Below are 20,954 nucleotides of genomic sequence, written 5' to 3' on the forward strand. Positions count from 1 at the left end.
TTAAAGGCCCGAGAAGGTCACCCCCACCGAGACCCGATTGTCGGTGAATTCGCGGCCTGCGGTCGCGCCCCAGCTCGACTGGGTGCGGCGCTGGAGATCGAGGCGCAGCGCCAGCCGCTTGCTGACGAGGTAGGATGCGTTGGCACGCCAGGTCCAGCGGTCGTCGCGCCGGTCGATATTATTGAAATCGCGCTTTTCCAGCTCGCCGCCCGCGCTGATGATCAGGTTGCGCAGCAGCTCGTAATCGGCGCGCAGCGTCATGTTGGTGGCGAGATAGCCCGTCGCGCCGTTGACGCCCGTTTCGCGGATACCCCGGTCGACGGTGCCGGTGATCGTCACCAGTGGGGTCAGGAAATAGGCCAGCTCGCCGCGCACGAGGAAGCCCGAAACATCCTCGAACTCGGCCGCCCTGTAATCCTGGTGGAGATAGCCAAGACGAAGCGATCCGCGTGCTTTGCGTCCCAGCTCGAAGCTTGCGCCTGCAGCGAGGTCGAAGCCCGTCGAATCGCGCGCCGGAACCGGACCGCTGCGTTCGCGATAATCGCGCTTTCCCAGCGACCCCGCGACGAACAGCGCGACGCTGGGGCTCAGCGCATATTCGCCGATCGCGGTGCCGCTATAGCTGGTGTGGTCGCGGAAATCCTGGTCGATCGGATCGCCGCCGGGCGTCACGCTGTCGCTGTAATTGCGGTTCTCGACATCGAATACGCCGCGCAGGCGCAGCCGGTTGAAGACATGCGTATAGGTCGCGGTGCCGCCGTTCAGCGTGAAGCGGATCGGCCGCGACGCCTGCGTCGGACTGTCGGGCGAGACGCGCTCCTGGCTGTAACGCCCGTTGCGCAGCGTGATATCGAGCGTGTCCGATTTGCTGATCGTGTAAAGTGCGCCCGCGCTCACCGCATATTGGGTCGCATTTTCGCTCGACCGGTCGGCATAGCGCAACAGGTCCAGTTCGCCGTCGAGCGAAAGCTTCAGGTCCGGCGACGGCCGCACCAGCGAGATGCGCGGGCGAATGCGCAGATAGGCGTCGCCTATCCCGTCGCCCGGCTGCGCATAGAGATTGTCGTCATAGCCCGCGCCGACCGCGATGCGTGGCAGCAGCTCGAGCGTGCCGACGTGGATAGGCTCGGGAGTGTAATCGGGACGGCGCCGTTCGAGGACGCTGACGTTGCGGTCACGCCCGAAACTGTTTTCGCTCGATACCGAACCGAGCCCGTCGGTCGCGTCCGATTGCTGGGCAAGCGCGGGCGCTGCGAGGCCGCAGCCGCCGAGCAGCGCGAGGGAAAGAAAGCGCTTCACCGACGCGCCAGCGTTACGAGAATCGGCCTGTGGTCCGATCCCGTCCCAGGCAATTGTCGCGACGATACCAACCCCCAATCGGGGCCCGCATAGAGATGGTCGATAGGCAGCACGGGAATGGCGCGCGGCCAGCTGGGCGAACGCGTCATGCGGGTGAGCGGGGCAAAGGCACGGTCCTGCTCGCGCATCGCCGCGGCCCAAGGCGTCAGGTTCATGTCGCCTGCAACGATCAAGTCCTCGCGATCGATCCGTGCCAGCGCCTGCGCCGCGGCGCGCCTGCGCACCGCTTGGTCGCCTGACGTCGGCCGGGGATAGTGAAGCGTGGCCACCATGAACGTATCCCCCGTGGAGGGCGCAATCCGCGCCCACAGCAGCGCGGGACCAATTTTGCGGCCGTTCCGGGCCTTCAGGGAGTAATCGCTGTCAACGATCGGCCAGCGCGAGAAAATAATAAAACTGCACCTCCCCGGACATTTGGTCGCATAGGGAAAATGCTGGCCCAAGGCTGCCAGCATGGGCCGGAAGTTGCCATTCACTTCCTGGAGTATCGCCACATCGGGGCTGGCATCGATAATCGCCTGCGCCGTTTCTGCGGGGTCGTCATTTTGTGTCCATACATTGTGCGTCAGCACATGAACCTGCGGCGCGCCCGCAGGCGCGGTGGGGATTTCCCGCAGCCATTCGGGCGCCACGCCGATTGCAACGGGAGCCAGCGCGAGCAACGCCGCCGCAATCGCGGCGCCTGGCCGCCACTGCGCGAGCAGCAGTCCCAGCAAGGTCGCAACCCCGAACAGCGGCAGGAACGACGCGAGCACGTCGAGAGCAGGCACGAATTTTCCGGCAAGCGACAGCCACGCGGCGACGCACGCCCCGCCGGTCAGCAGGGACCCAAAGGCGCGAAGCAGTTTCACGCGCGCGCGCGCAGCCGGTTGCGTAGCGCATAGCTCGATTGACGGAGCGGCGCCGGGATCAGCTTGGCCGCGAGCAACAAGGCCGCCGTGCCCGTTCCTTCGGGCAGATAGAGATCTCCGAGCCGGATCGCCGTCCGCCCCGGATATTTCATCGCGTAGCGTGCGTAATGCGCGATTTCCTGATTGACGAGCCGCCGCAGCAAGGCGGCTTCGCGCGTCGAGGCGTCCGCAATCATCGCCCGCGCCGTCTCGACCAGGCAGGGCAGGTCGAGCGTCGTGGTCGACTTGCTGACCTTGTTGTCGCTGTCGCGGTGAAAGCGTGCCGTGATGCGCGGATCGTAACGCAGCGCGCCCTTGGCAAGCACGCGCAGCCACAGATCCTTGTCGCCCCCGCGTACCGCGCGCCCTTCGGGGAAGAGGCCCGCCTCGAACAGCGTGTCGCGTCGGATCGCGATCGCGCCCGTCCACATCGGGCATTCGCGCACCGCGAGCCAGGCCGCAAGGAAGTCCGCAAGGTCGAGGCTCCGGGCGCGACCGAGTTCCGGCGCGATCCGCTGCGGTTGCGAGCGATCCTCGAAGACATGGTCGAACCGCGTCGCAGCCGCGCACACGTGGGGATCCGCGCTTATGCCTTCGGCCAGAACCGCCAGATGGTCCGGGTGCCACAGGTCATCGGCATCGAGGAAGGCGATCCAGTCACCGTGCGCCGCCCGGATGCCGACATTGCGCCCGGCGTAACCGCCGGGACCCGGCGTCGGCAGATCGAGCAGCTTGATCCGCGCGTCCCCGAAGGCGGCCACGAGTTCGCGCCCGCCGTCGGTCGATCCATTATCGATCGCGATGATCTCATGCGCCGGATAGCTCTGCGCGAGCGCGCTTTCGATCGCCGCGCGGACATGCGCGGCCTTGTTGTAGAGCGGCATCACCACGGAAAAACGCGGGACTGATCGGAGATGGGTCATCAGTCGCGTGCCGCCTTTCGTCCGCCTGCCAGATTGAGGAATTCGCTTACCGCGACGCCGGCGAGTTGCAAGGTCAGCCACATGACCGCGAGCCTGCGCCGCGACGACAGTTCGTGGGTGATCGCCGCCCGGCGCAGCCGCCGTAGCGTATCGACGGCGGTGATGCCAAGCACATGGGCAAGACGCGGACGCCGCGTCGTGCGATCCCAGCGCCCGCCGCTCAACCGCTGGCGCTTACGGACGAGTTCGGCGCGGCTCGCACGCACCGGATGGCGCACGACCATCGCCGGAACATAGACGAGCGGATAGCCGGCTGCCCGGATGCGCAGCGCCATCTGCCGGTCGCCGCCCGATTTCAACCCCGCGTCGAACCCGCCAAGTTCGCGAAGCAGCGCGGTATCGCTCGCCCAATTGGCGGTGGCGCAATTGCCGCGCGCGGCATGCGCCTGCGGAAAGCTGAAAAGCCGCTCATAATCGCCGAACACCTCGCGTTCGGGTGCGATCTCGTCGAACAGCTCGATCTTGCCCGCTAGGACGCCAAACCCGGGGTTCATCCCCGCGGCACGCACCACCTGTTCCAGCCAGTCGGGTCCGGGCTCGCAATCGGCATCGGTGAAAGCCGTGATCGGCGCCCGCACCCGCTCGATCCCGCGGTTGCGCGCGACATAGGATCCAGGGCGCGGCTCTTCCAGCAACTCGACGTCGGCATAGGCACGCGCGACCTCGCGCGTCGCATCGCTCGATCCATTGTCGACCACGATGATCTGATAGGCATCGCGCGGCAATGTCTGGCGCGCAAGCGCGTCGAGGCAACGGCCGAGCACGGCTTCGCCGTTCCACACGGGTATAACGACTGCGACTTGAAACATAGATGCGCCTGTCCAGTGCCCCCGCAGCGATCCAATCGGGCTCTCGCCCCACCGAGGTCAACCTTATGCTGCACCTGCGAAGACGAGTCGCCCCGTTGACCGGACGACCGGAGCCTGGGCGCCTTCGTTCTCCAACGAATGCCCGCTACGAAGGACCGTCCCGGCCGTCGTTGCCGACGCGCTGCACAGCCATAGCAGAAGGCGATATTTGTGGGTGAGTTCCTCCCCGATACAGGCGAATCGACCGAGGTCCTGGTGGTTTCGCTCGAATCAGCCGAGGCCCGCCGGGCCGATTTTGCGGCACGCGCGGCAGGCACGTCGCTCGCGTGGCGCTTTTTCGATGCTTGCACGGCTCCCGCGCCCGGCATGACGATCGACGAGGCCGCGATCCGCCGCAACAAGGGCCGCGCGATGAGCAGGGGCGAGATCGGCTGCTATGCCAGCCATTTCTCGATCTGGCAGGACATGATCATGCGCGGCGTGCGTCAGGCGATCATCCTCGAGGACGACACGGTGGTCGACTGGGCCTATCTCGAACAGCTTGCGCGCGCCGACCTCAACGCGGAGGGCATCGACTATCTCCGCCTCTATGCCAAGCAGCCGACCTGGCAGCGCATCGTCCGGCGCGACTTCCTCCAGCATTCGCGCACGATCGTCGAACTGGTCGGGCTCGCCTATGGTACGCAAGGCTATGCCATCACGCTCGCGGGCGCGCGGCAGCTGGCGGAGCATTGCCGCACGGTCTGCCGTCCGATCGACGACGAAATGGACCGGTCCTGGGCACATGGCCTGCCCAATCTCGCGCTCTATCCGGCACCGATCCTCGAGGCGGCGATCGTCTCGGACATCGGCAATTCGCGCTTCGTCCCCAAGAACGACCCTCTCTATCATTCGCTGAGACAGAGGGTCTGGCGCCAGGTCGAGCGCACCCGCATGCGGATGCTGAAAGCGAGGCGTCTGCTTGAGCGCTGAACTCCCCACCCGCTTCGACGCGGGATTACGCGCGCGCAGCCGTAGCTCGATCGGCTGGACGGTGACGCGTTTCCTGTCCGACCAGATTTTCTCCTTCGTCGTCTTCGTCATCCTAGCGCGACTGCTGACGCAGGCGGACATCGGCGCCTTCGCCGTGATGGCGGTGACAGCGGAGGCCTTTCGTATCATCGCGACGGCGGGCCTCGTCCAAACGATAGCGCGAAAGAGCGAGATAACCCCGGCCTTCCTCGATACGATCTATCGCTCGCAGCAGGCCTTTTCCTTCGTCTCCGCCTTCCTGATCATGGCGTTGGCGCAGCCGATCGCCAATTGGATGGGCGCGCCGGATATCGCGTTGCCACTCGCGGTGATGAGCCTGACGTTGCCCATCTCCTCCTTCGGCGCCACGCATATGGCGCTGCGTTTGCGTGAGTTCGGACATCGCACGACGGCGCTGCGCTCGGTGGTCGGCGGGCTCATCGGCGGCACCGCCGCCGTCGCGGCAGCCTTGGGCGGACTGGGGCTCTGGAGCCTCGTCATCCAGCGCCTCGTTACCGAGATCGTCGGGCTCATATTGTCGCGCGCCTCCTATGACTGGAAACCCGGCTGGCAGTTCGATTGGGTCATCCTGCGCGGCAATCTGGTGCTCAACGCCAGCCTGATCTATGTCCAGCTCGCCTTTCTCGCGACCGTGCGCGTGCAGGAAATGGCGATCGGCGCCGGAATAGGACTCGCTGCCGTCGGTGTTTATCGCACCGCCTGGCGCACCGTAGAGCTGATCGGCCGCGGCGCGATCCAGCCCTTCACACAGGTTGCGGTGCAGACGCTCGCGCGCGTCAAGGACGACCCCGCCGAACTGGCCCATGCCTATCGCTGGATGATTTCGCGCGCGTCGGCGCTGTCCTTTCCGGCGCTGGTCGGGTTCGGTGCGCTCGCGCCGATCGCTATCCCGACCGTGTTCGGCGCCAAATGGACCGAGGCAGGGCAACTCGCCCAGATTTTCGCCTTCATGGCGCTGCCCTTCACGCTCAACTTCTTCGCCTCGCCCTCGCTCAGCGTGCTCGGCGCATCGCGCAGCCTGATTTCGCTGTCGACGACGCAGCTCGTGCTTGGCGTGATCCTGACGCTCGCGGCGCTTCCTTTCGGCCTGTTCGCGGTCGCCATCTCCTACGTCGGGCGCGCCTATCTGACCCTGCCGATGCAGATCTGGCTGCTCCGCCGCGCCTCGGGCATCCGGCCGATCGACAGCCTCCGCGCGGTCGGCCCGCCGCTGGTCGCCTCTTCGCTGATGGGCGTCGCGCTCGCGGTCGCGATGCGGCTGCTCGACGGGCATCTCGCGGGATGGCAAGCCTTGCTCCTGCTCACTGCGGTCGGCGCGCTCTTCTACGGTGTCGCGCTGCTCGCCCTCTCCGGAACATGGCGCAACCGCCTCCTGTCCTTCTCCCGACTCCTCAGAAAGAGCCCGATATGATCAAGAAAAACGCCGACCAGCTCGTCGGCGAGCTCGCCGACCATTTTGCCAGCGTACTCGATGCGGTGCTTCCCTCGGGCAAGCTTGCCCTCGTCGACTTTCCCGACCATTCCAACGTCGGCGATTCGGCGATCTGGCTCGGCGAAATGACCTATTTGCGCCAGCGCGGTCGTCTCCCGGCCTATTATTCCGCGATCGCCGATTTCGACGACGACGCCTGCCGCGCGGCGATCGGCGACGGACCTATCCTGATCCACGGCGGCGGCAATATGGGGACGCTCTGGCCCAAGCACGAAGCCTTCCGCCTCCACCTCCTCCGCACGCATCGCGGCCAGCCGATCATCCAGATGCCGCAATCGATCCATTACGCCGATCCCGCCGCGGCGGCCGAGATGGCCGATGCGATCCGCGAGCATGGCCGGTTTACCCTGCTCGTCCGCGACGCCCGTTCGCTCGCCTTTGCCGAGCGCCATTTCGACTGCACGATCCGCCTCTCTCCCGATGCCGCGCTGATGCTCGGCCGCCAGCAGCGCGCGCCGGCCAGCGTGCCGGTCTTCGCGCTGCTTCGTACCGATCATGAACGTGCGCTCGGCGGCGTTGATGCGCTCCCCGCCGGCGTGGCCGCCGACGACTGGCTTGAGGAAGACCCCGCTCAAAAGCGCCGTCTGCGCCTGTCGCTCAAACTCGGCCGCCTTTTCAACCGCGATCCGATGGCGCAGCGCGCGGCGCGGCAGCAACGCCTGGCCGAATGGCGGTTCCAGCGCGGCCTCGCCATGCTGTCCGCCGGCGAACTGGTCGTGACCGACCGGCTCCATGCGCATATCCTGTCGCTGCTGCTCGATATCCCGCATGTGCTGCTCGACAACAGCTATGGCAAGGTCGCGGGCTTCGCCGACCAATGGACCGGCGACTATGCAGGCTTGATGCGCGCCACCGACCGTGGCGGGGCGTTTGAAACCGCGCTCGCTTGCGTCGCCCCGCAGGTCGTCGACGGCTGAGCCCTCAATAGGCGTTGCGGTGGATCAGCACCTGCGCCGTGCGCACCAGGATCGAAACGTCGCGCAGCAGCGACCAGCCGTGCTGATATTCCAGGTCCGCGCCCAGCCGGTTGACGATATCGCGCTTCGTGTTGGTCGCGCCGCGAAAGCCGCGGATCTGCGCGAGCCCGGTGATGCCGGGTTTCAGCGCGTGGCGATGCCAATATTGCCGGTCGACGCGCCAGAACAGTTCGTTCCCGGCCGTCGAGCCCAGCGCATGCGGCCGCGGCCCCACAAGGCTCATCTCACCCGACAGAACGTTGATCAACTGCGGCAGCTCGTCGATGCTCGTGGCCCGGATGATCTTGCCGACGCGCGTGATCCGGTCGTCGTCGCGGCTCGCCGAGCGCGCGCCGTTCGCGTCGGTCGCCTCGACGCGCATGCTGCGGAACTTGAGGATCCGGAAAATGCGGTTGCCGCGCCCCATCCGCTCCTGCCGGAAAAACACCGGGCCCGGCGAATCGAATTTGATCGCGATCGCGACCAGCGCCAGCAGCGGCGCCAGCACGAACAGCGCCGGGATCGTCACCGCGAGGTCGAGCGCGCGCTTCTTGACCCGGTTGGCCCGGTTGAGCGGCCCCCAAGACACCACCAGCGTCGTCACCCCGCCCGATTGCCGCGTGGTCAGCGGCCCCAGTTCGGCGATCTCGGGCATCACGATCTCGCCGAGAATGTTCACGCCCTTCAGCGCGCGCGCCCATTCGACCTTCCGCTCGGGCGCGCAAACGATCGTTACCCGGTCGTAATCCTGCAGCACCGTACCGAGCCGGTCGAGCATGTACGGATCGTCGAGATCGGTGCGAAGCCCCGACGTCCGCGCGTCGATAATATCGCGCTTCAGATAGGAAGGCGGCAGGTTCGCCCCGTCGACAATCACCAGTTCGGCGGTCAGCTGGCCGAAAACGCGGCGCACGACATGGCAAACGAGCAACCGCTGCGCCACGAGCAGCATCAGAGCGGTCACCATGCCCATGCCGAGCGCGAAGCGGGGAACATCCCCGGTCACGCGCAGCGAGAAGGCGGCAAGCAGGAAGACGAGCAAGGTGGTCGCGAACGATATCAGCGTCTGGCGGCAGCTCTTGAGCGGCTTGGTCAGGCAGCGCGGATTATAGGCCTGGTTCTGGAAAGCAATGGCCGCGTGAACGAGCAGCGCCCCGAACAGCGCCGTCAGCAATCCTTCCGACACGTTCCGCGGCGCTTCGATTATCAGCGTCACCGCAAAGCCCGCCATCAGCGCCACCGCATCCAGCGCCATCAGGCCGAGGCAGAGCCATATCTTGGCGTCGCGCCGCGCTGCTTTCGCGATCGGTGTTCGGAGCGGCGCCCCTTGGAGCGCCAGGTCGATCTTGGTCATGGGATGGGAGACTCCCTGAATTCACATAATCTTGTTGCAATGCAACATGCTCTCAGAGGCCGGAAATACAAGCGGGCAGCGCGGGCTTGTGCCGGATACAGGATGATCCGTGCGAAAGACGCCTGGACGGAGGTTTAGGTGTCGTCGACCGTCCGAATAGGCTGTCAGCGCGCCGGCAATGGATTAAGGGGTTGGGATGTCCAATGATCCGACTCGCCGCCTGTTGGGTGCCGTGACGGCCACCGGCCGGGCCTAGCGCGATGTCAGACTATGTCTTCAAACCGCACGAACGGCCGACGCTGCCGGGATCGCCCGCCAACCCCGACCACCCGACCTCGCGCATGGTGCGCCACTTCCTGATCGGATGCCTGATCGGGATCACCGGCGGGCTCGGCAATGCGCTTGTCACGGTCAACCTCAATTTCGCGCAAGGGACGCTCGGGCTGAACAGCGACGAGGCGGCATGGCTGACCGCAGCCTATTTCATGACCAATGTCACCGCGAACCTCTTGCTCGTCAAATATCGCCAGCAATTCGGCCTTCAGCCGTTCATCCGCTATACGCTCGTCGCCTATGCGGTGACGACGCTGATGCACCTGTTCATTCACGACTTCTGGACCTCGGTCGCGGTGCGCGCGATGAGCGGGATTGCGGCGAGCGGACTCTCCACGCTGACTATTCTCTATTTCTTCCAGGCCCTTCCGGCGTCGAAGCGGCTTGCAGCGGTAATGATCGGTATCTGCATCCCGCAGATCGCGACCCCGCTCGCTCGCGTGCTGTCGCCTGGGCTGCTGGTCTGGGGCGACTGGCACAACCTCTACTGGTTCGAATTCGGGCTCGCGCTGGCGACGCTCGCCGCCGTATGGGCGCAGCCCTTGCCGCCGAGCGAGCGCGAAAAGGTATTCGAACCGCTCGACTTCCTGACCTTCGGCCTCTTCGCGCCGGGATTATGGCTGCTGGTCGCCGTCCTCTCGCAGGGCCGGATCCAGTGGTGGACCGAACGGTCTTGGATCGGCTGGTCGCTGGCGGCAAGCGTCGCGCTGATCGCCGCGGCCATCCTCGTCGAGCATCATCGCAAGAATCCGCTCATCAACACGCGCTGGCTGGGCACCCGCGAGATGCTCCGGCTGTTCGCCGTGGCGGCATCGATCCGCATATTGCTCTCCGAACAGGCCTTCGGGTCGGTCGGTTTTCTGTCGGTCGTCGGCATGATCAACGACCAGATGGTGACGCTGAACCTGATCGTTGTGTTCGCGTCCATCGCGGGTCTCGCGACCGCCGTGCTGACCTTCCGTCCCGACAATCTGACGCGTCCGATCATCATCGCTGTCGTGCTGATCGTCATCGGATCGTTCATGGACGCCGGCGCGACCAACGTTTCGCGGCCGAGCCAATTCTATCTCAGCCAGGCGCTGATCGGCTTTGCATCCTTGCTCTTCCTCGCGCAGGCAATGGTCATTGGTATCGCGCGCACGCTGCTCGCGGGCGGCAAGAATTTCATCAGCTTCGTCGTCCTGTTCAGCATGAGCCAGAGCATCGGCGGCCTCGCCGGCAGCACCTTGCTCGGCACTTTCCAGACGGTCCGAGAGAAATATCATTCGCACGAGCTGGTGCAGAATATCGTCGCGACCGACCCGCTGGTCGCCGCGCGGCTCGGTGCGGGGGGCCGCATCGTCGCGGGGACCGTCGGCGACCCGGTTCTGCGCGGTGCGGAAGGCGCGGCGCTGCTGAACCGGCAGGTCACGCGCGAGGCCAATATTCTCGCTTATAACGATGTCTTCATGCTGGTCGGGGTGCTAGCGATCCTGACAACAATCTGGGGCTTTCTGATCACTTGGTCGATCCGTCGCCGCGGCGAGCCCTCGCCAGTGATATTGTTGGTACAACGTCTTCAAGCGCAGGCACAGGCGCAGCAGGGGCAGTGACATGAGCGAAGAGAAGGCGAACACGCCGCCCGAACCCGAGGCCGAGGCAGCGGCGGCGCCCGCCAAGCCACCCGCCACACCGGAGCCCGAACCCGGGACCGATCGACAGATCGATCCGCCGCCATCGTCGTGGCGCCCGCCCGCCAAGTCGCGCACGACCGTGATCGTCATCGTCGCGGTGACGTTCGCCGCCATCCTCGCGATCCTTTTCGCGTGGAAGCTGCCACCCTTCGCTGGCGGTTCGGAACGCACCGACAACGCCTATGTTCGCGGACGCGTCACGATCATCAGTCCGCAGGTCAGCGGCTATGTCACGCGCGTCCTCGTCCAGGATTTCGCCGAAGTTAAGGGGGGCCAGACGCTCGCCACGATCGACGACCGCATCTATCGCGCGCGCGTCGCGCAGGCCGAGGCGAACGTCGCGGCGCAGGAAGCCGCACTCGCCAACTCGGCGCAGGCGCAGCGATCGCGCGAGGTCGCCACCGACAGCCAGAATGCGGGCATCGCCAACGCGCAGGCACAGCTGGCGCGCGCCGAAGCCGATATGCGCCGCGCGCGCACGCTCGTCGCCGACGGATCGATCTCGACCCGCGAGTTCGACCAGACGCGCGCCGCGCTGCTCGCCGCGCAGGCGTCGCTGCAACAGGCGCGCGCCAGCCGCGCAATCGGGACGCAGGACGTGCGCACCGTCGTCGTCGGCCGCGCCGGCCTCGAAGCCGCCGTCGCCTCGGCAAAGGCGCAGCTGCGCCTCGCGCAGATTGACCTCGACAATACGATCATCCGCGCTCCCGCCGACGGCCAGCTCTCCGAAATCGGCGTCCGCCTTGGCGCTTACGTCACCGCGGGCACGCAATTGCTGTCGGTCGTCCCGCACAACGTCTGGGTGATCGCAAACTTCAAGGAGGCCCAGACGGGAGATATGGCGGTCGGCCAGCCGGCGCGGTTCAGCGTCGATGCGCTCGGCGGCGCCGAGCTCACCGGGCGGATCGAGAATCTGGCACCCGCGGCGGGGTCCGAATTCGCGGTGTTGAAGGCCGACAATGCGACCGGCAATTTCGTCAAGGTCGCGCAGCGCATCGCGGTGCGGATCGCGATCGACAAGGGGCAACCGCAGGCAAAGCGGTTGCGGCCAGGCATGTCGGTCGAGGTTCGCATCGACACCAGCGGCGGATCGCGGCGGTGAGGATAGCCCCCCTCGCGATAGCGGTGCTGGCCGGCACGCTGGCCGCCTGCGCGGGGCCGAATGTCGCGGTCACGGAGGTCACGCCCGTCGCGCCGCCCGCCGCGTGGCGAACCGAATCCCGCGGCGGCGCGCCGCTGCAAAGCGACTGGTGGCAATCATTCGGGGATCCGGCGCTTGCCGCGCTGGTCGAAAAGGCGCTCGTCCACAACAGCGACGTCGGAATCGCTGCCGCGCGCGTGCGCGAGGCGCGCGCCAATGTCGCGATCGCGCGGGCGCAGACCCTTCCCGCCATCGACGCCACGCTCGGCGCCGGACGCTCTCGGTCGGTCAACCCCTTCGGCCAGCCGGTCGAGCAGGATTTCGCCCAGCCGCAAATCCAGATCGCCTATGAGGTCGACCTGTTCGGTCGCCTCGCCGACCAGCAATCCGCCGCGCGCGACGCCTTTTTCGCGAGCGAAGCGGGGCGTGATACGGTGCAGCTGTCGGTCGCCGCGGCGGTGGGGAACAACTATGTCGTGTTGCGCAGCCTCGACGCGCGGCTGGCGATCGCGCGGGAGACGGTGCGTGCGCGTTCGGAATCGCTGCGCATCGCCAAATCGCGCGTCGGATCGGGCTATTCGCCCAAGCTCGAACTCGAGCAGGCGCAGGCCGAATATGACGCGACCGCGCAGATCGTCCCGCAGATCGAGCTGGCGATCGCGCGCACCGAAGGCGCGCTGAGCCTGCTCGTCGGCGAGACGCCGCGGACGATCGACCGCGGCGTCGCCCTCGATCGCCTGACCGTGCCCGCCATACCTGGCGACCTGCCGTCGGAACTGCTGCGCCGCCGGCCCGACGTCGCGCAGACCGAATATCAGCTCGCGGCGTCGGACAAGAATCTGGCGGCGGCGCGCAAGCGTTTCCTGCCGCAAGTGCGCCTCACCTCGGCGGCGGGTGCGGCCTTTTCGACCCTGCTCGCCGACCCGATCACGATCTGGTCGGTCGGCGGAAGCATCCTCGCGCCGATTTTCCAGGGCGGGCGGTTGACGGCGCAGGCCGATGCGGCGGGGGCGCAGCGCGACCAGGCGGCGTTCGCCTATCGCCGCACCGCGCTGAACGCGTTTCGCGAAGTCGAGGATGCGCTCGCCGCGGTCAAGCGGGTCGACGAGCAGATATCTTTTGCACAGTCGCAGCGCGACGCGCTGGCCGAGGGGCTGCGCCTTGCGACCAATCGCTATCGTGAGGGCTATTCGCCCTATCTCGAACAGCTCGACGCGCAGCGCGGCCTGCTCGGCGCCGAGCTGTCGCTGATCCAGCTGCGCGCTGACGCACTCACCGCGCGCATCCAGCTGTTCCAGGCGATGGGAGGCGGCTGGACGTGGGCGCCATGCGGAACCCCGGACGCGCCCTGCGCTCCCGAAACCTAGACTTCGGTCGCGAGTTCGACCCGCGCCTGTCTGAACACCTCGAGGCTGCCCCAGATCGCGAGCCCGGCCATGATCGCCGCAACCGCAAGGTCGGGCCAGCTACGCCCGGTGCCGAACACGCCGAGCGCGGCACCCATCACCGCGATGTTGCCGATCGCGTCATTGCGCGAACATATCCACACCGATCGCATATTGGCGTCGCCTGTCCGGTAACGATAGAGCATCAGCGCGACCGCGACGTTGGCGGCGAGCGCCAGCGCGCCGATCAGGCCCATCGTCTCGGCATGCGGCGCCGATCCGGCAACGAAGCCCCAGACCGCCGATCCAAAGACCCACAGGCCGAAGGCAAGCATTGTCGCCGCCTTCAGCAAGGCGGCGCGGGCGCGCCACGCGAGCGCCATGCCCGCGACGCCGAGGCTGATCGCATAATTGGCGCTGTCGCCCAGGAAATCGAGCGCGTCGGCCTGAAGCGCGCGCGAATCCGCGGCGACCCCGGCAACGATCTCGACACCGAACATCGCGGCATTGACGATCAGCGCGAACCACAGGACGCGCCGCCATCCGGGATTATTCAGCGCGGTCTTGCCGCTTTTGCCGGCACAACATTGATCGGCCATCGCCGAAACCTCCTGTTATCTTCGATTCGGCACCCTATATGCAGCCTGTAGCAACTACAGGGTCAAGCGATGAAGATTGGCGAGCTGTCGCGTGCCACCGGGACCAATATCGAGACCATCCGCTATTATGAGCGGATCGGGCTGCTCCCCGCGCCGGGTCGCACCGCGGCCAATTACCGCAGCTATGACGACGCGCACCGCTCGCGGCTCAGTTTCGTGCGCCATTCGCGCGAGTTGGGCTTCACGATCGAGGAAATCCGCTCGCTGCTCGACCTGTCGGACGATCCGGAGCGCGATTGCAGCGAGGCCGACCGGATCGCCACCGCGCATCTGGAACAGGTCGAGGCGAAGATCGCGCAGTTGACGCTGCTCCGCGACGAACTCACGCGCATCGTCGGGCGCTGCCGCGGCGGCGTCGCTGCCGATTGCCGCGTGATCGAGGCGCTCGGCGATCACAGCCGTTGCGCAAGCCCGCACTGACCCGGGCCGCCCGCTCGGGCTTTTCCACTCGGTTCGTCGAATGCACCGGAACTTGCGTCCGGGGCACGCGTCAGTCGGACAGGTTGGGGGCGTCGCCCCCGACGCCTGCCAGCCGCTTCCCCAGCGAAATGAGGAGACGGAGAATGGAAAGGCAGACGAACAGAGAGCGCGGCAGCCGCGAGGTCGAGACCGATCGCGATGCGCAGTCGGGACCACTCCATGAATGGGAAACGAACCGCAGCGACGACGGCGGCTACGCCTATGGCAGCTATCCGGAAGCCGGTTTCGGTCCGCGCGAGTTGCCGCGCTATGGCGACTATGGCCGCAGCGGACGCGAGCGCACCGAACGCGGCCACTACAGCGCCGATCGCCCGCGCGATTATGCCGGAAATGACTGGAATCGCACCTATGGCGCGCGGCGCTATCGGGACGACGAGCAGCGCCAGCGCGACCGCGACGACGATCGATATCGCTCGGCCCGCGACCGGCGCGACGAGTATGAGCGCCAGTCGGCGTGGACCTATATGGGATATGCCGACCCTTATGGCTGGCCGACCTACATCCCCTATGCCGCCGGCGATTTCGGACGATCGACTTATGATCGCGGCGGATATTCGCCGCGCGCCCGCCATGATCGCGGCTTCTTCGAGCGCGCGGGCGACGAGGTACTGTCGTGGTTCGGCGACGAAGACGCGCAGCGCCGCCGCGAGCGCGACCATCGCGGGCGCGGACCGGCCGACTATGTCCGTTCGGACGACCGCATCCGCGAGGATGTGAACGATCGGCTGACCGAGGATTACTGGATCGACGCCTCGCGCATCGGCGTCACCGTGTCGGGCGGCGAGGTCACCCTCGACGGCACGGTCGACGGCAAGCGCGCCAAGCGCCGCGCCGAGGATATCGCCGACGATGTAACGGGCGTGAAGCATGTGCAGAACAACCTGCGCGTCGACCGCGCGTCCTTCGCGCCGCAGGGCAGCTGACCTGCCGACACGGCCGAGAGAGGGGGCGGTTCGCCGCTCCCTTTTTCATGCTTGCGAGTGAAGGAAAGGTGGGACGATTCTGTTGCCCGGCTCGTCCCCAGCCGCTGGTATCCGATTCTGTTGCCCGGTTCGGTCCGAACCGCGTTCTATTTGAATAACCTTAGGCCGTGAGGCTTATCGGTTACGCAGCCAGAGCGAGTGCTTCGTTATCGTTAGCACTTATCGTTTTGAGCCTTGAACGGGTTACTCAGCCCGGAAGAAAATATCGCCTTTGAACACACGTCGATCCTGGTTCGGCCCCGTCAGAAGCCCGCGCGCCCATCAAGAAACGCGGGTTTGTGGTGGAGCCGCCGGGTACTGCCCCCGGGTCCGCTGTGTCTATTCCACGACACCATTTATCCTCATAGCCGGCAGAAACCGGCAAGACCCATATAGGAAGCCCGCCCGAGCTTTGGAAGAGCGCAGGCGGACCATTCGTCCCGGAAAGGGCTCGGCCTCCTATTTCTTTCGCAATTCGTCGCGGATTTCGGTGAGGATATCGACCTCGCTCGGACCCGCGGGCGCGTCGGGCGCCTTGCGCACGACCTTGTTCACCGCCCTGACCAACAGGAAGATGATCCACGCCAGAATCAGGAAATTGATCGTCGCGGTGATGAAAGCGCCATAGCCGAACATCGCGACGCCCGCCTCTTTGAGCGCGGCGTAATCGGTCGCCGACACACCCTCGGGCACCGGACCGAGGCGGATGAACATGTTCGAAAAATCGACCCCGCCAAAGATCGCGCCGACCACCGGCATGATGATATCTTCGGTCAGCGACTTGGTAATCGTCGCGAAAGCGCCGCCGATGATGACGCCGACCGCGAGGTCGATGACATTGCCGCGCGCGATAAATTCCCTGAATTCATTCAGCATCTTGCCGTACCCCGGATTGTTGGACCTTGGCGCCAAAGGTGCCGCGACGATTGCACAAAGGCAAGCGCGATCCTATTATGTGTATTGTTGCGGCAAAACGCCGCCGGAGGGAGCCTGATGACCATGACCTATCGTAACGCCCGCTGGTTGATCCTGCCCGTCGCCGCGATGAGCCTGTCCGCGTGCGGCATCAACAGCGTCCCGACCAAGGAAGAAGCCGCCAAGGCCAAGTGGGCGAATGTCGAAGCCGCCTACCAGCGCCGCGCCGACCTGATCCCCAATCTCGTCGAAACCGCGAAGGGCGCCGCCAATATCGAGCAATCGACGCTCGAGGGCGTGATCCAGGCGCGCGCCTCGGCGACGCAGGTCAGGCTCAGCACCGACGACCTGAACGATCCCGCGAAGGTCCAGGCCTTCCAGCAGGCGCAGGGCAATGTGTCGGGCGCGCTCGGCCGCCTGCTCGTCACCGTCGAACAATATCCCGACCTCAAGAGCCAGGCGCGCTTCGCCGACCTGATGACCCAGCTCGAAGGCACCGAAAACCGCATCAACGTGACGGTGCAGGACTATAACGCCGCGGTGCAGGATTATAATACGACGATCCGCACCTTCCCCGACATCATCGGCGCCAAGATCGTCCATGGCGCCGAGCCGATGACGCCCTATCGCGCGGTCACGCCCAATGCCAACCAGGCGCCGAAGGTCGACTTCGGGCAATAAGGTGGGCCCCATCGCTCTTGCTGCGCCGCTCGCGATCCTGTTGGTCGCGGGCGGATGCAAGGCGGCGTCGGAGCCAACGGCTGCGAAGGAAACGACCTTCTGCGATGGCGTCCCCCGAATGGCACTCGCTGGCCGGGTAACGGACGCTGCAAATGTCTTGACCCTCGAAGAGGAAGCTCGCTTGTCCGAGCGTTTGACCCGATATGAAGAGCGCACGAAGCACCAGATGATCGTCGCGACGACACCGAGTCTTCATGGCGCTCGCATCGACAATTTCGCAACCTGCCTCGGAAATCGATGGCGTATCGGGCGAGAAGGCCATGACGATGGACTGGTCATGCTCGTCGCGCCGCAGGATCGCCGGGTGGCTATTTCGACCGGCCTCGGAATGGAGAAGCTATTCCCCGACGACAAGGCGTTGGACGCCGTGAAAAACATGACCGCATATTTCAAACGCGCCGATTATGCCGGCGGCGTTTCCGCCGGCATAGAAGCCATCGCCACCCAAACGGGAGATCCGCAATGAGACCGCTTTTGCTCGGATGGGCACTGGGCCTCTCATTGCTGGCGGCACCCGCCACCGCCCAGACCTTCCCGAAACTCGCGGGGAACCCGGTCGTCGACCAGGCCGACATCATTCCCGCAGCCGAGGAAGCGGCGCTCAACGCGCAGCTACTCGAACTCCAGCAGAAGACCGGGCATCAGCTCGTCGTCGCGACGGTCAATGATCTCGAAGGGCACGACGTCGCCGACTATGGCTACAGGCTCGGCCGCGAATGGCAGATCGGCGACAAGGAAAAGGACGACGGCGTCGTCTTCCTGATCGCGCCGAACGAGCGTCGAATGAATATCTCCGTCGGCTACGGCCTCGAACCGATCCTGACCGATGCGTTGTCGGGCCGGATCATCCGCGACGTCGTGACCCCGAAATTCAAGGCGGGCGACATGCCCGGCGGCATCCAGGACGGCGTCAACGCGATCGCCGAGCAGATCCGGCTGACCCCCGAAGAAGCCGCGGCGCGCGCCGCCGCCGCCGACAAGGCCGAGCGCGACCGCGCCGACGACGGCAATTTCGGCGGGCTGTTCTTCATCGGCTTCATCATCCTGATCTTCTTCATCATCCCCTGGCTGTCGAGCCGCTCGCGGCGCGGCCGGAAGCGGCGCAGGGGCGGCCCGTGGGGCGCCGCGCCGATCATCATCTGGGGCGGCGACGACGACGATCATTGGGGATCGGGCGGCGGGTCGTCGTGGGGCGGCTGGAGCGGCGGCGGTGGCGGCGGCTTCGGCGGGTTTTCGGGCGGCGGCGGCAGCTTCGGGGGCGGCGGCGCCTCGGGCGGCTGGTAGGGGAACGGGACGATGAAAGTCAGCCATGTCAGCGAAGCCGATCACGACATCGTCACCGCCGCGGTCGCCGCGGCCGAGGCGCATACGAGCGGCGAGATCGTCACCGTCGTTGCCGGAAAATCGAACGATTATGACGATGTCGCGCTCGTCTGGGCGAGCATCGTCGCTTTCCTCGCCATGTCGATCGTCGCGCTCTTCCCCGACTTTTACCGCGCCAAATATGATTGGCTGACCGGCGGCTGGGGGCATGAACTGACCGCCAACCAGTGGCTTGGCATGGTGATCGCATTCGGGGTGCTCAAATGGATCGGCGTCTGGTTGATCCTGCTCTGGCGCCCGCTACGCATGGCGCTGACCCCGCGCAGCATCAGGGCCGAGCGCGTCCGCGCCCGCGCGATCGACCTGTTCAAGGTCGGGACCGAGGGCAAGACCACCGGCCGCACCGGCGTGCTCCTCTATTTGAGCCTCAAAGAGCATCGCGCCGACATCGTTGCCGACGAGGCGATCGCCGCAAAGGTGGCGCCCGCGGTATGGGGCGATGCGATGGCGGCGCTGATCGAGCGCGTGCGCGCAGGCAAGCCCGGCGAAGGCATGGCCGAGGCAGTGCGCCAGATGGGCATCGTCCTCGCCGAACATTTCCCGCGCGGCAGCGAGAATCCGAACGAACTTCCCGACCGCCTGATCGAACTTTAGAGTCTGTCGTCATTGCGGGGGCCGAAGGCCCGTGGCAATCCAGAGCGGTGCGAGGCCTCCCTGCATTGCTTCGCTCCGCCCGCAGCGACGAAGGATAGATATGCCCCGCTCCTCCCCCGACACGCCCATCGAGACGCGGTGGGAAGGCCGCTTCATCACAGTCAAACAACAGGGAACGTGGGAATATGTCGCACGCTCACGCGGCATCCACGCCGCGGTGATCCTCGCGATCGACGAGGGCGAAGACGGGCCGCACATCATCCTGGTCGAGCAATATCGCGTGCCGCTGAGAATCCAGTGCCTCGAACTGCCTGCGGGTCTCGTCGGCGACGACACCGCCGGCGAAGCGGCCGAAATCGCGGCGGAGCGCGAGCTTGAGGAGGAAACGGGCTATCGCGCGGCGCACTGGCGCACCGTCGGCGAATTCTACAGCTCGCCGGGGATGGTGAGCGAAAGCTTCACCCTGTTGATCGCCAAGGGGTTGACGAAGATCGGCGATGGCGGCGGGGTCGATGGCGAGGATATCGTCGTCCACCGCGTGCCGCTGGCCGGCATCGCCGATTTCGTCGCGGCGAAGCGCGCCGAAGGCTGCGGGATCGACGTGCGTGTCGCGATGCTGCTCGCGGGCGGACTGCTTGGCGGCGTCTAGCGCGCGCCGAAACGCCAGCGGAGTAGCGGACGCGCGAGGAACAGGCCGGCGAGGAAGCCGCCGACGTGGGCCCAGATCGCGACCGCGCCGAACCCGCCACCACCCGCAAAACCAAGGAGCAGTTGGAGGCCGATCCATGCGGCGGCGAGCCACAAGGCACGCACCCAATGGCCGGGGATCGGACCGATCGCGGGCGCCTGCGTGCGGCTGAAGATCAGCGCGAACACCGCGATCAGCGCCGAGATCGCGCCGCTGGCACCGATCATCGGCACAGCCGAAGCCGGATCGGCGAGATATTGGGCCAGCGCGCCGCCATAGGCGCCGGCGAGCAACAGCACCGCCATCGCCTTGGTGCCCAGCGGCGCCTCCAGCTGGCGGCCGATGAAAAGCAGGACGACCATGTTGAAGGCGATATGCAGCACCCCGCCATGCAGGAAGGCCGACGATAAAGGCGTGAGCACAAAGGGCACCATCGTTCCCGGCGGCAGGATCAGATCGGACCCGAAACGCGCCGGAATGAAACCCGCGCGCACGAATGCCTCGATCTGGAAACCGGTAATCGACAAGAGGACGAAAAGGACGACGCAGGCAAGCGCATAGCCCGTGACCAGCGGCGCATCCTGCGGTTTCATCCTCTTCCGTCCGTTCGTCAGATGAATTCGATCTTGGTCACCAGATAATATTTGTCGCCCGCGGGCACGGTGACCTCGATCTCGTCGTCGACGCGGCGGCCGATCAGCGCGCGGCCGAGCGGCGAATTATAGCTGATCTTGCCGTCCTTGGCGTCGGCTTCGGCCTGGCCGACGATCTGGTATTTCACCGGCTTGTCGTCCTCGTCGGCGAGCGTGACGGTCGCACCGAACACGATGCGGTCGCCCGACAGCGTCGTCGGGTCGATCACCTGCGCGCGCGACAATTTGTCCTCGAGGTCACCGATCGTCGCTTCGACCTGGCCCTGACGCTCTTTCGCGGCATGATATTCGGCATTTTCGCTAAGGTCGCCATGCGCGCGCGCTTCCTCGATCGCATCCACGATCAGCGGTCGCTCGGCCTTGAGCGCAGAGAGCTGGGAGCTCATCTTCTCATAGCCCTCTGCCAGCATCGGCACCTTTTCAACGCTTGCCATTATCCTGTTGTCCTTCGTCAATAATCCAGCGCCAGCGA

The 20,954-nt window shown here is 65.9% G+C and carries 22 protein-coding genes and 1 other RNA gene; 13 read left to right on the forward strand and 10 right to left on the reverse strand.

Annotated features, from left to right (window positions below):
- From HDC29_RS17475 to HDC29_RS17490, 4 genes are read right to left on the reverse strand one after another with little or no spacing between them, the layout of a single operon-like run.
- Positions 1-1,299: an outer membrane beta-barrel protein gene (locus HDC29_RS17475; RefSeq protein WP_179499559.1), complete on the reverse strand. Its 1,299-nt coding sequence runs from the start codon at positions 1,297-1,299 to the stop codon at positions 1-3.
- Positions 1,296-2,210: an endonuclease/exonuclease/phosphatase family protein gene (locus tag HDC29_RS17480; protein ID WP_179499560.1), complete on the reverse strand. Its 915-nt coding sequence runs from the start codon at positions 2,208-2,210 to the stop codon at positions 1,296-1,298. The genes HDC29_RS17475 and HDC29_RS17480 overlap by 4 nt, the downstream gene beginning before the upstream one ends.
- Positions 2,207-3,172: a glycosyltransferase family A protein gene (locus tag HDC29_RS17485; RefSeq protein ID WP_179499561.1), complete on the reverse strand. Its 966-nt coding sequence runs from the start codon at positions 3,170-3,172 to the stop codon at positions 2,207-2,209. Before HDC29_RS17485 ends, HDC29_RS17480 begins: the two co-directional genes overlap by 4 nt.
- Positions 3,172-4,041, reverse strand: a complete 870-nt coding sequence (locus tag HDC29_RS17490) for a glycosyltransferase family 2 protein (RefSeq protein ID WP_179499562.1) — start codon at positions 4,039-4,041, stop codon at positions 3,172-3,174. Before HDC29_RS17490 ends, HDC29_RS17485 begins: the two co-directional genes overlap by 1 nt.
- Positions 4,042-4,251: 210 nt before the next feature.
- Between HDC29_RS17490 and HDC29_RS17495 the strand changes: the two genes are divergently transcribed.
- Genes HDC29_RS17495 through HDC29_RS17505 form a run of 3 tightly spaced genes read left to right on the forward strand, consistent with a single transcriptional unit; the run spans position 4,252 to position 7,482 of the window.
- Positions 4,252-5,013 (forward strand): glycosyltransferase family 25 protein, encoded by a 762-nt coding sequence (locus HDC29_RS17495; RefSeq protein ID WP_179499563.1) that lies wholly within the window; start codon positions 4,252-4,254, stop codon positions 5,011-5,013.
- The gene (locus HDC29_RS17500; protein WP_179499564.1) at positions 5,003-6,484 is read left to right on the forward strand and encodes an oligosaccharide flippase family protein; all 1,482 of its coding nucleotides are present in this window, start codon (positions 5,003-5,005) and stop codon (positions 6,482-6,484) included. Before HDC29_RS17495 ends, HDC29_RS17500 begins: the two co-directional genes overlap by 11 nt.
- The gene (locus HDC29_RS17505) at positions 6,481-7,482 is read left to right on the forward strand and encodes a polysaccharide pyruvyl transferase family protein (RefSeq protein ID WP_179499565.1); all 1,002 of its coding nucleotides are present in this window, start codon (positions 6,481-6,483) and stop codon (positions 7,480-7,482) included. The genes HDC29_RS17500 and HDC29_RS17505 overlap by 4 nt, the downstream gene beginning before the upstream one ends.
- A 4-nt stretch (positions 7,483-7,486) precedes the next feature.
- On the opposite strand, the gene HDC29_RS17510 is transcribed toward HDC29_RS17505, so the two are convergent.
- Positions 7,487-8,875, reverse strand: coding sequence for an exopolysaccharide biosynthesis polyprenyl glycosylphosphotransferase (locus HDC29_RS17510; protein ID WP_179499566.1), 1,389 nt, complete (start codon positions 8,873-8,875; stop codon positions 7,487-7,489).
- Between the two features lie 260 nt (positions 8,876-9,135).
- Here HDC29_RS17510 and HDC29_RS17515 point away from each other — a divergent pair, with 260 nt between their 5' ends.
- From HDC29_RS17515 to HDC29_RS17525, 3 genes are read left to right on the forward strand one after another with little or no spacing between them, the layout of a single operon-like run.
- Entirely contained in the window at positions 9,136-10,800 is a 1,665-nt protein-coding gene (locus tag HDC29_RS17515) for an MFS transporter (RefSeq protein WP_179499567.1), read from the forward strand.
- A gap of 1 nt (position 10,801) precedes the next feature.
- Positions 10,802-11,983 (forward strand): HlyD family secretion protein, encoded by a 1,182-nt coding sequence (locus HDC29_RS17520; protein WP_179499568.1) that lies wholly within the window; start codon positions 10,802-10,804, stop codon positions 11,981-11,983.
- Positions 11,980-13,389 (forward strand): efflux transporter outer membrane subunit, encoded by a 1,410-nt coding sequence (locus HDC29_RS17525; RefSeq protein WP_373562831.1) that lies wholly within the window; start codon positions 11,980-11,982, stop codon positions 13,387-13,389. Before HDC29_RS17520 ends, HDC29_RS17525 begins: the two co-directional genes overlap by 4 nt.
- Here the strand turns inward: HDC29_RS17525 and HDC29_RS17530 are convergent.
- Entirely contained in the window at positions 13,386-14,006 is a 621-nt protein-coding gene (locus tag HDC29_RS17530) for a cation transporter (protein ID WP_179499569.1), read from the reverse strand. The genes HDC29_RS17525 and HDC29_RS17530 overlap by 4 nt on opposite strands.
- 69 nt (positions 14,007-14,075) lie before the next feature.
- On the opposite strand from HDC29_RS17530, the gene HDC29_RS17535 reads away from it, so the two are divergent.
- The gene (locus HDC29_RS17535) at positions 14,076-14,486 is read left to right on the forward strand and encodes a helix-turn-helix domain-containing protein (protein ID WP_179499570.1); all 411 of its coding nucleotides are present in this window, start codon (positions 14,076-14,078) and stop codon (positions 14,484-14,486) included.
- A gap of 143 nt (positions 14,487-14,629) precedes the next feature.
- Positions 14,630-15,469: a BON domain-containing protein gene (locus tag HDC29_RS19320; RefSeq protein WP_257018357.1), complete on the forward strand. Its 840-nt coding sequence runs from the start codon at positions 14,630-14,632 to the stop codon at positions 15,467-15,469.
- A 106-nt stretch (positions 15,470-15,575) separates the two neighbouring features.
- On the opposite strand, the gene ssrA is transcribed toward HDC29_RS19320, so the two are convergent.
- Positions 15,576-15,930, reverse strand: a transfer-messenger RNA (tmRNA) gene (gene ssrA, locus HDC29_RS17545).
- Positions 15,931-15,967: 37 nt separating this feature from the next.
- The gene (gene mscL / locus HDC29_RS17550; protein ID WP_179499571.1) at positions 15,968-16,384 is read right to left on the reverse strand and encodes a large conductance mechanosensitive channel protein MscL; all 417 of its coding nucleotides are present in this window, start codon (positions 16,382-16,384) and stop codon (positions 15,968-15,970) included.
- Positions 16,385-16,501: 117 nt separating this feature from the next.
- Between mscL and HDC29_RS17555 the strand changes: the two genes are divergently transcribed.
- From HDC29_RS17555 to HDC29_RS17575, 5 genes are all read left to right on the forward strand, one after another.
- Entirely contained in the window at positions 16,502-17,104 is a 603-nt protein-coding gene (locus HDC29_RS17555) for a LemA family protein (RefSeq protein ID WP_179499572.1), read from the forward strand.
- A gap of 118 nt (positions 17,105-17,222) precedes the next feature.
- Positions 17,223-17,630: a YgcG family protein gene (locus HDC29_RS17560; RefSeq protein ID WP_179499573.1), complete on the forward strand. Its 408-nt coding sequence runs from the start codon at positions 17,223-17,225 to the stop codon at positions 17,628-17,630.
- A complete protein-coding gene (locus HDC29_RS17565; RefSeq protein ID WP_179499574.1) occupies positions 17,627-18,448 on the forward strand; it encodes a YgcG family protein in 822 nt (273 codons plus the stop codon). The genes HDC29_RS17560 and HDC29_RS17565 overlap by 4 nt, the downstream gene beginning before the upstream one ends.
- 12 nt (positions 18,449-18,460) lie before the next feature.
- Complete coding sequence (locus HDC29_RS17570; protein WP_179499575.1) at positions 18,461-19,141, forward strand: TPM domain-containing protein; 681 nt, start codon at positions 18,461-18,463, stop codon at positions 19,139-19,141.
- Positions 19,142-19,241: 100 nt separating this feature from the next.
- Positions 19,242-19,790, forward strand: coding sequence for an NUDIX hydrolase (locus tag HDC29_RS17575; RefSeq protein ID WP_179499576.1), 549 nt, complete (start codon positions 19,242-19,244; stop codon positions 19,788-19,790).
- Here the strand turns inward: HDC29_RS17575 and HDC29_RS17580 are convergent.
- Positions 19,787-20,422 carry a rhomboid family intramembrane serine protease gene (locus HDC29_RS17580; RefSeq protein WP_179499577.1) on the reverse strand — a complete coding sequence of 212 codons (636 nt, stop codon included), beginning with the start codon at positions 20,420-20,422 and terminating at the stop codon, positions 19,787-19,789. The two genes, HDC29_RS17575 and HDC29_RS17580, sit on opposite strands and share 4 nt — an antisense overlap.
- A gap of 17 nt (positions 20,423-20,439) precedes the next feature.
- Positions 20,440-20,916 carry a transcription elongation factor GreA gene (gene greA / locus HDC29_RS17585; RefSeq protein ID WP_179499578.1) on the reverse strand — a complete coding sequence of 159 codons (477 nt, stop codon included), beginning with the start codon at positions 20,914-20,916 and terminating at the stop codon, positions 20,440-20,442.
- Between the last annotated feature and the right edge of the window lie 38 nt (positions 20,917-20,954).

Source organism: Sphingopyxis sp. JAI108 (assembly GCF_013410105.1).
In the GTDB taxonomy this organism is placed as follows: Bacteria; Pseudomonadota; Alphaproteobacteria; order Sphingomonadales; family Sphingomonadaceae; genus Sphingopyxis; species Sphingopyxis chilensis.